1 protein-coding gene is annotated in these 585 nt (G+C 68.9%); it reads left to right on the forward strand.

Annotated features, from left to right (window positions below; translation table 11 throughout):
* On the forward strand, positions 1 to 585 hold a 585-nt coding region (locus EQG76_RS28330), incomplete at both ends, for an alpha-amylase family glycosyl hydrolase (RefSeq protein ID WP_255476608.1).

The raw sequence follows: 585 nt of genomic DNA on the forward strand, positions 1-585 counted from the left end.
GACGGGATCGGCGACCTTCCGGGCATCATCCGGCGGCTGGACCATCTGGTGGCGCTGGGGATCGACGCCATCTGGCTCTCGCCGATCTATCCCTCGCCCATGGCGGACTTCGGCTACGACGTGGCCGACCATTGCGCGATCGACCCGGTGTTCGGCACGCTGGAGGATTTCGATCGGCTGGTCGAAGCGGTGCATGCGCGAGGCCTGCGGCTGATCCTCGACTATGTCCCGAACCATACCTCCGACCGGCACCCCTGGTTCGTGGCGAGCCGGGCGTCGCGCCGCTCGAGCCAGCGCGACTGGTATGTCTGGCACGACCCGGCCCCGGACGGCGGCCCGCCCAACAACTGGCAGAGCGAGTTCGGCGGCCCGGCCTGGAGCCTCGATTCGGCCACCGGCCAGTACTACTACCACGCCTACCTGCCCGAGCAGCCGGACCTGAACTGGCGCCACCCTGCCGTGCGCGACGCGATGCTGGACGTGCTGCGCTTCTGGTTCGAGCGCGGGGTCGACGGGTTCCGGGTGGATGCGATCCACCACCTGATCGAGGACGAGGAACTGCGGAACAACCCGCCCAACCCCGAC

This window comes from Geminicoccus flavidas (genome assembly GCF_009806515.1).
Classification (GTDB): domain Bacteria; phylum Pseudomonadota; class Alphaproteobacteria; order Geminicoccales; family Geminicoccaceae; genus Geminicoccus; species Geminicoccus flavidus.